Origin of the sequence: Streptomyces sp. SolWspMP-5a-2 (genome assembly GCF_900091845.1) — a bacterium.
Taxonomy (GTDB): Bacteria; Actinomycetota; Actinomycetes; order Streptomycetales; family Streptomycetaceae; genus Streptomyces; species Streptomyces doudnae.
In genome coordinates, this window is sequence record NZ_FMCI01000233.1 from 37,828 (window position 1) to 48,696 (window position 10,869).

General features: G+C 75.3%; 1 protein-coding gene and 1 pseudogene. Both read left to right on the forward strand.

Going from position 1 to position 10,869, the window contains the following annotated elements:
- Positions 1–411: 411 nt before the first annotated feature.
- The gene (locus GA0115242_RS23085; RefSeq protein ID WP_176729891.1) at positions 412–4,470 is read left to right on the forward strand and encodes a non-ribosomal peptide synthetase; all 4,059 of its coding nucleotides are present in this window, start codon (positions 412–414) and stop codon (positions 4,468–4,470) included.
- A pseudogene (locus GA0115242_RS23090) lies at positions 4,470–10,869 on the forward strand (amino acid adenylation domain-containing protein); the annotation flags it as partial. The gene GA0115242_RS23085 and the pseudogene GA0115242_RS23090, both read left to right, overlap by 1 nt.

A 10,869-nucleotide genomic window follows, 5' to 3' on the forward strand; every position in this document is an offset into this window, starting at 1 on the left:
GCCGCCGAGGCGGTCGCGGACCCTTTTGAATGCCCTTACGGAGTTCAAACCCGCATTCCGTTCAGTCTGTCGAACATGGATCTCTCTTTACCCCTCGGGTCGTAGTCCGCGTTACCACTCCGGCCGTTGTGCGGGGATTTCGGCACCGGGCCGTCTACGTGAAGTCGGCGGCGAAAGTCAAGTGTTGACATGTCCTGAGCCCGTGGCTGATGATCACAGCGGTGTCAAGGAGTCGCACAAGAAACTCCACATAACTCACGCAACAGGAACAACGGCTAAATCGCGCGTATTTCCCGGACCATTTCCCCCACCCCCTGTTTCGGCAATTCCACCGCCGATCGACGCCCCGTGGTGCCGCCGCGCACCACGCCTTCGCCGCGCCCTCGTTCCCCCCGACAGGAAGGCCAGGCCTTGCCGGTGCAGAGCACCCCCCACCCCGCCCCCGCAGGTCCGGCCACCCGGGTCAGGCCCGCCTCCTTCGCGCAGCAGCGCCTCTGGTTCCTGGCCCAGCTGCCGGGCGCGGGCGCCGCGTACAACGAGACCCTGGCCTTCACCCTCACCGGCCCGCTCGACCGAGACGCCCTGGTGAGAGCGTTCGACGTGGTCGCCGACCGGCACGAGAGCCTGCGGACCCGGCTGGTCGGCAGGACCGGTGCCGTCCTCCAGCACATCGACCCGCCGGGCGCCGGGTTCACCCTCCACGTCGAGGACCTGACCGCCTCGGACAGCGCCGACGCGACCGTCGCCGACCGCCAGCGCGACGAGGCGGAGCGGCCCTTCGACCTCGCTGCGGGCCCCCTCGCGCGCGGGCGCCTGCTCGTCCTGGGCACGGAGCGCCACGTCCTGCTGCTGACCCTGCACCACTGCATTTTCGACGGTGCCTCGATGTTCGTGATGATGCGGGAAGTCGAGCTGCTGTACGCGGAGTTCACGGGCGGCGCGACGGCCGTCCTGCCGGAACTCGCGGTGCAGTGCGCGGATCTCGCCGAGGCCCAGCGCGAGGCGGTTCTCGGCGGCGGACTCGCCGTCCACGAGGAGCACTGGAAAGACGTCCTGCGGGACGCGCCCGCCGCACTGGAACTCCCGATGCGCGGACCCCGTCCGGCGGAACAGCGCTACGAGGGCGGGCGGGTCGAGTTCGCGCTGGACACCGCGACCACCGCCGACCTGCTCGACCTGGCCAGGGCGCACGGCACCACTCTGTTCGTGACCGTCCTGACCGGTTGGTCGGTGCTCATGGCCCGGCTCTCCGGACAGGACGACATCGTTGTCGGCTGCCCGGTCGCCGCCCGCCGCGCCCCCGGGGCCGCCGACCTCGTCGGGTTCCTCGTCAACACGCTGCCGATGCGCGTCGACCTCTCCGGCCCGGTCACCGTCGCCGAGGCGCTGGCCCGCACCGAGCGCGTCGTGCGGGACGCGCAGGCCCACCAGGACCTGCCCTTCGAGCGCATCGTCGAGGTCGCGAAGACACCGCGCAGCGCCTCCCACTCCCCGCTCTTCCAGACCATGCTGGCCTGGGTGCCCGACCGGTACGACCTGATGAAGCTGGACGGTGTGGAGATCGCGCCGCTGGCCATCGAGGACGCGCCCGCCAAGTTCGACCTCGCCTTCGCGGCCGCCGTCTCCGAGGGCCGTCTCGTCGGGCAGCTCGACTACGCGACGTCCCTCTTCGACGCCGCCGCGGCCGAACGCTGGGCCGTCCACCTGGGGCACCTGTTCACCGACATGGTCCGCCACCCCGAACGCGACATCCGCACCCTGGAGATGATGGCGCCCGAGGCGCTCCTGCGGCTCATCGGCGCGGGCGACGCGACCGGGACCGGACCGGGGGCCGCGCCCGAAGCCGGGGCCGGGGCCGGGGCAGGGAGCTGGACCGCGACCGGACCCGGGGCCGGGAGCGGGGCCGAGGCCGAGGCCGCCGACCCGACCGCCGTCGCCCTGCGTGAAGCGCCCTCCCTCACCGACCTGTTCGAGGCGCGGGCGTCCGCGCACCCCGACCGGACCGCCGTCGTGGACCGCGCGGGACCCCTGGGGTACGGCGACCTCGACCGCGCCGCCAACCGGCTCGCCCACGCCCTGACCGCCCGCGCGGTCCGCCCCGGCGACGTCGTCGGACTGCACGCGCGCCGCACCCGCGACCTCGCCGTCGGCATCCTCGGCATCCTCAAGGCGGGCGCCGCCTACCTCCCGCTCGACCCCGGCCAGCCCGCCGAACGGCTCGCCGCGATGGTCGAGGACGCCCGCTGCCCCCTCGTCCTCAGCGACCACCCTGCCGGTGAACGCCCCGCCGACTGGCTCGACCTCGGCGCCGTCACCGCCGAGGGGGACACCGGGGACCGGCCGCCCGCCGACCTCCCGCGCGCCCCCGGACACCTCGCCTACGTGATCTTCACCTCGGGCTCCACCGGACGGCCCAAGGGCGTCGCCGTCGAGCACCGCAGCGTCCTGAACCTCTTCCGCGTCTGGCACGACCGGATGGGCACCGGCCCCGGCGAGGTCGGCTCGGCCTGGTCCAGCATCGGGTTCGACGCCTCCGTGCACGAACTGCTGCTGCCGCTCACCACCGGCGGCAGCGTGCACATCGTCCCCGAGGAACTGCGCGGCGACCCGCGGGAGTTGCTGGCCTGGATGCGCGAACACGCCGTCACCCAGGCGTTCCTGCCGCCCGCCTACGTCCGCTGGATCGACGAGGACCCCGCCGAGCGGCTGCGCGACCTGCCGCTGCGCAAGCTGCTGACCGGCGTCGAGTCCCTCACCGAGGCGGCCCTGCACCGGATGACGCGCCTGCTGCCCGGCCTGCGCGTCACCTTCGGCTACGGCCCCACCGAGGCGACCCTCTACAGCACCGCCCACTACGACTTCCGCCCCCTGGAACGCCCCTGCCCGATCGGCCGTCCGCTGCCCGGTACCCGCCTCTACCTGCTCGACGCGCGCATGCAGCCGGTGCCGCCCGGCGTGGTGGGGGAGGTGTACCTCGGCGGCGCGTCCCTGGCCCGCGGCTACCTGGGGCGCCCCGACCTCACCGAGGAACGCTTCCTGCCCGACCCGTTCGTGCCCGGCGCCCGCGTCTACCGCACCGGGGACCTCGCCCGCTGGGACGAGGACGGCGCCGCCCACTACGCGGGCCGCGCCGACGACCAGGTCAAGCTGCGCGGCTTCCGGATCGAGCCCGCCGAGGTCGAGGCCGCGCTGACCCGCCTGGACGGGGTGCGCGAGGCCGTCGTCCTCGTCGACCGCGACACCGCGGGGCAGCCCCGGCTGGTGGCCGGTGTCGGCCGCGGCTCCGCACCCGCCCTCGCCGACCCGCGCGCCGCGCTCGCCCGCACCCTGCCCGACTACATGATCCCGGCCGTCGTCCTCGACCTGGAGACCCTCCCGCTCAACCGCAGCGGCAAGGTCGACCGCGCCGCCCTGCTGCGCATGGTCCGCGAGCAGACCTCCGACCAGGTCAACACGGCCAGCCCGCGCGACCACGTCGAGCACGCCCTGTACCGGATATGGCAGGGCATCCTGCTCCACCCCGACATCGGCGTCAGCGACAACTTCTTCGACATCGGCGGCACCTCGCTCTCCGCGATCCGGATGGCCCACGACGTCGGCGAGACGTTCGGACGGCACCTGCCCGTCGCCGAGGTCATGGTGCGGCCGACCATAGAGGCGCTCGGCGCGCTGCTGCGCGAGGACGGCACCGACCGCGCCCCCGGCAGCCTCATCGAGTTCCGTCCCGGCACCGGCCCCCGGGTGATCTGCGTCCACCCGGCGGGCGGCACCGCCTTCTGCTACCTCCCGCTGGCCGCCTTCCTGCCCGAGGGCACCGGCCTGTACGGCATCCAGTCGCCGGGCGTGAACCCCGGCGAGGAGGTCCTGCCCACCGTGGAGGCGATGGCCGAGGCCTACCTCGGTTTCCTCGAACCCCTCGGCGCGGGGCCGCTGGTGCTGACCGGCCTCTCCTACGGCGGCCTCGTCGCCCACGAGATGGGACGCCTGCTGCACCGCGCCGGGCGCACCGACGTCAGCGTCGTCCTGCTCGACACCCAGGCCACCGACGACCCCGCCGCGCGCGAGGCCATCACGGCCGTCGACGCGGCCGAGTTCCGCGACAAGCTGGTCCGGTTCAACGGCATGTACCCGGGCATCGACGACGCCCAGGTGGACCGCTACTTCCGCCTCTACAACCACAACCGGCTCACCGCCCGCGCGCACGTCCCGGCCGCCTCACCGGCCCGGGTGGTCCTCGCCCAGGCCGTGCCCGACGGCGCCGACACCCCCGGGCACGCCGAGGTCCGCGCCTTCTGGCAGCGGCGCGCGCGGGGCGAGTTCCTGGTCGAGACGATGGAGTGCGACCACTGGGAGATCCTGGAGGGCGCCGAGACCGCCCGGGTCGGCGCGCTGCTCGCCGCCGAACTGGCCCACCACGCACCACCGCCGGCCCCCGCGGCGCAGGCGACCGCACCGGAGGGTGACGCCTGATGCACACCCCGGACACCCCCTCGACCCCGGACACTCCCGCAGCCCCGGAGACCCCGGCCGCGTCGGGAGCCGCCCCGGCCCCGGACGCACCCTCCGTGGAGCACACCCCCGTGACCCCGGACGCTCCCGCCGGGTCCCCGCTCGCCGCCGCCGTGCTCGACCAGGTCCGCCGCACCCCCGGCGCCGTCGCCGTGCAGGACGGTGCCCGCACCCTCGACTACGCCGGACTCGACGTGCTCAGCGCCCGGGTCGCCGCGCGGCTGCGGGCCCGCGGTGTCCGGCCGGGGCAGGCCGTCGCCGTCTGCCTGCCCCGCTCCTGGGAACTGGTCTGCGTCATGCTCGGCATCCGCCGGGCCGGCGCCACCGTCGTCCCGCTCGACCGGCTCAGCCCGCCCGACCGGCAGCGGCACATCCTCGACGACTCCGGCGCCGTCACCGTCGTCCACGACGGCACCGCGCCGGACGCCGAGGGCCTGCGCGCCGACCTGCTCCTGGGGGAGGCGGAACCCGCCGTCCCCGCTGCGCGCACCGGGGCGGACGCCGGTCACGGCGATCCCGCCACCGCGTTCGTCTTCTACACCTCCGGGTCGACCGGCCGCCCCAAGGGCGTCGAGGTCACCGACGAGGGCGTGCTGCGGCTCGCCCGGCCCGGCTACCTCGACCTGAGCGGCGGCGCCCGCTTCGCCTGCCTGTCCAACCCGGCCTTCGACGCGCTCAGCTTCGAGGTGTGGACGCCGCTGCTCACCGGCGGCGCCTGCGTCGTGCTCGACGACACCGAGGTGCACAGCCCGCCCCGGCTCGCCGCCGCCCTGCGCGAGCGCCGCGTCTCGATCCTCTTCATCACCGTCGCCCTCTTCAACACCGTCGTCGAGCAGGTGCCGGACTGCTTCGCCGGGGTCGGCCAGGTCCTCGTCGGCGGCGAACAGCCCAACTCCCGCCTGATCCGCCGCTGGTACCGGGCCAACGCGCACTCCGGCACCGTCCTGCACAACGCGTACGGACCCACCGAGGCGACCACGTTCGCGCTCTGCCACCCCATCCCGGCCGACTTCGACGGCGACTCCGTCCCGGTCGGCACCCCCCTCGACGGCACCGGGGGTCCTGGTGCGCACCGAGGACGGACGCGCCGCCGCGGTGGACGACGTCGGCGAACTCCTGCTCAGCGGACCGGCGCTGGCCCGCGGCTACCGCAACCTCCCGGAGCAGACCGCCCGCAGCTTCGTCCACCTCCCCGACCCCGACGGCACCCCGCGCCGCTGGTACCGCACCGGGGACCTGGTGACCCAGGACGCCGAGGGCCGGATCAGCTACGTCGGCCGCGCCGACCGGCAGGTCAAGGTGCGCGGCTTCCGCATCGAACCCGGCGAGGTGGAACGGCAGATCCTCACCCTCGCCGCCGTCCGCCAGGCGTACGTGTGCACCCGGCGCGACGCGGACGACCGCAACGAACTCCTCGCCTTCGTGGTCACCGACGACGACCTCGCGCACGCCGACTGGGAGCGCCACCTCACCGCCGCCCTTCCCGCCTACATGCGCCCCCACCGCACCCACCGGGTCGCCGCCCTCCCGCTCACCCCCAACGGCAAGGTCGACCGGGCTGCCCTGCTGCGCGACGCCCGCACCCCCTGGCGCGGTGCCCGCGAGGACGCCGCCCCGGTCACCGACCGGCAGCGGCCGGTGCTGGAGATCGCCGAGGAGATCCTCGCCGTCGGCGCCCTGCGCCCCGACGACCGCTGGATACCCAGCGGCGGTGACTCCCTCAAGGCGCTGCGGTTCCGGTTCGCGATCCAGCGCCGCTTCGCCGTCGACCTCCCCCAGGACCTCGTGCTGCGCGCCGACTTCGCCGCCCTCGCCGAGGCCGTGCACGCCCCCGGCGCGGGCGCGGGCGACCACCCGCCGCTCGCCCCCGGCCCCGAAGGACCGGTCGCGCCCGCCACCAGCGAGCAGGAACGCCTCTGGCTGCTGCACCGGCGCGACCCCGGCGACCGCTCCTACGACGTCCCCGTCGTCCTGCGGATCACCGGCCCGGTCGACGAGAGCGCCCTGCGCCGCGCGCTGCGCACCCTGGTCGCCGCCCACCCGGCGCTGCGCACCCGCCTGGTGCCCACCCCGGACGGCCTGCTCCAGCGCACCGAGGACCCCTACGACCCCTGGCAGCCGTGCGGGACCCGGGCGGGGGAGCGGTGGCAGGAGACCGCCGACCGCTTCTTCGCACCCCCCTTCGACCTCGCCGACCCCCGGATGCTGCGCGCCGGATGGGCCCCGCGCCCGGACGGCGGGCTGCTGCTCCTGCACCTGCACCACGTCGCCGTCGACGGCTGGTCCCTCAACCTCCTCTACCGCGACCTCGGCGCCGCCTACGCCGACCCCGGCCACCGCCCGGCGCCCACCACCACCCCCCTCGACTTCGCGCGCTGGCAGCGGGAGTGGCACGCCGCCCCCGGCTACCGGGACCGCGGCGAGCGGCTGCGCGCCCACTACGCCGACGCCCCCGAACCGTCCCCCGTGCTGCCCGCCCCCGAAGGGCAGGGCCCTCCCGCCGCCCGGCTGCTGCGCACCTCCCTCGACCTGGGCCGCCGCAGCGCCCTCGACCGGCGCGCCGCCGACCTCGGCCTCACCCGCTTCCAGATCCTGGTCTCGGCGTTCACCGCGAGCCTCTACGGCATCACCGGCCAGACCCGCCCGCTGATCGCCACCCCGGTCGCAGGCCGATCGCTCCCCGCGTTCGACGACGCCGTCGGCATGTTCGCCAACACCGTCCTGCTGGACCTCGCCGCCCGGCCGGACGACCCGCTCGCCGCCCTCCTCGCCGCGCACGCCGACACCGTCCGCACCGTCCTCGACGGGCAGGAGGTCGCCCTCGCCGACGTCCTCGCCGGGCAGGCGTTCCGCGCCCGCACCCCGCTCTTCGACCACCTCTTCGTGCTGGAGAACACCGACGTCTCCACCCTGGAGCTGGACGGCTGCGCCATCGGCGCCCGCTGGCCCGAACCCCTCGGCGCCAAGTGCGCGCTGACCCTCTCCGTGGTCGAGCACGACTCAGGCTTCGACTGCCTCTGGGAGTACCGCGACGACATCGGCGCCGAGCGCGCCGAGGCCGCCGCCCGCCTCTTCCGCGACGCCCTCGACCACCTCACCGGCGACTCCGGCGCCACCCTGCGCGACCTGGTCGCCCCCTACCGGCACGCCCTGCCCGAGCCCGGCCGCGCCGCCCCCGCCGCCCCGGACTTCCGCACCGTCGCCGACGGCTTCGCCCGCCAGGCCGCCCGCACCCCCGGCGCCCGCGCCGTCTCCCTGGGCGACACCACCCTCACCTACGCCGAACTCGACGCGCAGGCCCACGCGCTGGCCGTCCGGCTCGCCCCGCTGGCCCCCGCCGACCCCGCGGCCCCCGCCGCCGTCGCGCTCTACCTCCAGCCCTCCGTGGAGCACCTGGTGGCCGTCCTCGCGGCGGCCCGCCTCAACCTGACGATCGTCCCCCTCGACCCGGCCTACCCGCCGGCGCTGCTGCGCCATGTCCTCGACCAGGCCGACCCGTTGTGCGTGCTCGCCGCACCCGACGACCTCGCCGTCCTCGACACCCTCGCCCCGCCCGCGCTGCGCCGCCTCGCCCTGACCCTCGCCGACGCCCCGGAGCCCGCCCCCGCGCACTCCGGCCACCGGGCGCTGCGCCCGCTGTACACGCTGTTCACCTCCGGCTCCACCGGCACCCCCAAGGGCGTCCAGGTCCCGGACCTGACCCTGTGCAACCTGCTGACCTGGCAGCGGACCGAAGGCGGCCTCGAACGGCCCGCCGTCACCCAGCAGTTCTCCATGCTCTCCTTCGACGTCTCCTTCCAGGAGATCCTCACCACCCTCTGCTCGGGCGGCGAACTGCGCCTGGTGAGACCGGCCTGGCGGCACGACGTGCCCACGCTGCTCGCGGAGTTGGAGCGCGGCGGCGCGGAACGCGTCTTCCTGCCGTACGTGGCGCTGCAACTGCTCGCCGAACACGGCGCGCGCACCGGCCTGTTCCCCTCCCGGCTGCGTGACGTCGTCACGGCGGGCGAGCAGTTGGTGTGCACCGACGCCATCCGGCGCTGGTTCGCCGGACTGCCCTCCGGCGCGCGCCTGTTCAACCACTACGGACCGACCGAGACCCACGTGGTCAGCGCCCTGCGCCTGACGGGCGACCCCGACGGCTGGCCCGCGCGCCCGGCGATCGGGCACCCGGTCACGGGCGCCGTGCTGCGGGTCGTCGACGAGGCGGGGCTGCCCGTGCCGCCCGGCGTCACCGGCGACCTCCTCATCGGCGGCCCGATGGCCGGACGCTGCTACCTCGGCGACCCGGCCGCGCACGAGGCCCGGTTCACCGACGACCCCGGACTCGGCACCCTCTACCGCACCGGCGACCGGGCCCGCTTCGACCTGCAGGGCCTGCTGCACTACGCGGGCCGCGACGACAGCCAGGTCAAACTGGGCGGCCACCGCCTGGAGCTGGGCCAGATCGAGGCCGCGCTGCTCCAGTTCCCCGGGATCGCCAACGCGGTCGCCGCGGTCGCCGGCGGACGCCTGGTCGCCGCCCTCCAGTGCCGGGGCGCGGACCCCGACCCCGCCGACCTCGCCGACCACCTCGCGAGCCTGCTCCCCGCCTACGTGCGGATCGCCCGCTACCGCCTGCTCACCGACCTGCCGCGCACCCCGAGCGGCAAACTGGACCGGCGCGCGGCCCTCACCGCCCCCGGCCGCGAACTCCTCCCGGCCATCGCCGCGGACGGCGCCCTGACCCCGCTCGAACGACGCCTCACGGACCTCTTCGAAGCGGTGACCGGCCGGACGGTCGCCGTCGACCAGCGCTACTTCGACGCCGGGGCCACCAGCCTCGACCTGATGCGCTTCCAGCTCCGCTGCGCGGGCGAGGGCGACCTCGCCTTCTCCGTCCCCGACCTGTTCGAGCACGTCACGCCGCGCGCGCTGGCCCGGCTCGTCGGCGGGGCAACCACCCCGGCCGCGACGCCCGCACCGGCCGGAACGCCGCGCGCGGACCGGGCGGACGAGCCCATCGCCGTCATCGGCATGGCCGTCCGGCTGCCCGGCGCCCCGGACCTCGCCGCGTTCTGGGACCTCGTCACCACCGGACGCCGCGGCATGGAGCACTTCACCGCGACCGGCGGACGGGTCGGCGTCCGCGCCCAGCTCGACGACCCCCTCGCCTTCGACCCGGCCCGCTTCACCCTCAGCCCGCACGAGGCACGGCTGATGGACCCGCAGCAGCGCCAGCTCCTGATGAACTGCGTCGAGGCCCTCAGCCACGCCGGTCTCGGCGACCCCGAGGGACAGCGCGTCGGCCTGATCGCGTCCTGCGGCGAGAACACCTACTTCCAGCGCATGCTGCGCGACGCCGACCCGGCCGCCCTGCCCGACGGCTTCCGGCTCGCCCTGCACCACGAGAAGGACTTCCTCGCCACCAAGGCCGCCTACCACCTCGGGCTCACCGGACCGGCGTTCACCGTCCAGTCCGCCTGCTCCAGCTCCCTGGTCGGCATCCACCTCGCCGCCGGTGCGCTGCGCCAGGGCGACGCCGACGTGATGCTCGTCGGCGGTGTCCTCGTCGACCCCGAACTGACCGACGGCTACACCTACCGGCCGCAGCACATCTTCTCCCCCGACGGCCACTGCCGCCCCTTCAGCGCCGACGCCGAGGGCACCGTCGGCGCCAGCGGCACCGGCGTCGTCGTCCTCAAACCGCTCTCCGCCGCCCGCCGCGACGGCGACACCGTCTACGCCGTCGTCACCGGCTCGGCGATCAACAACGACGGCGCCGACAAGATGAGTTACAGCGCCCCCGCCGTCGCCGGGCAGCGCGCCGCGCTGCGCGCCGCCCTCGACCGCAGCGGACGCGGCGGCGCCGACCTCGGGTACGTCGAGGCGCACGGCACCGGCACCCGGCTCGGCGACCCGGTCGAGGCCGCCGCGCTGCGCCAGGCGTACGGACTCGCCGACGACGCCCGGGTCGCGCTCTCCTCCGTCAAGAGCCAGATCGGCCACCTCGGCGCGGCGGCCGGGGTCGTCGGCCTGGTGCGCGCCGTGCTCGCCGTCCACCACGGCACCGTCCCGCCCACCGCGGACTTCGACCGCCTCAACCCGGAGATCGAGGACGGCCCGTTCCGGATCCCGGTCGCCGCCGAACCCTGGCCCGCCGACCGGCCCAGGGTCGCCGCCGTCAGCAGCTTCGGCATCGGCGGCACCAACGCCCATCTGCTCCTGGAACACCCCGGGGACGTCCCGGCCGCCGCGCCCGCACCGGCCGACCCGTTGCCGCCCCTGATGCTGTCCGCGGCCTCGGAGGCCGCCCTGCGCGCGGACGCGCACCGCATCGCCGACTACCTCCAGGCCCGCCCCGACACCTACCCGGACGTG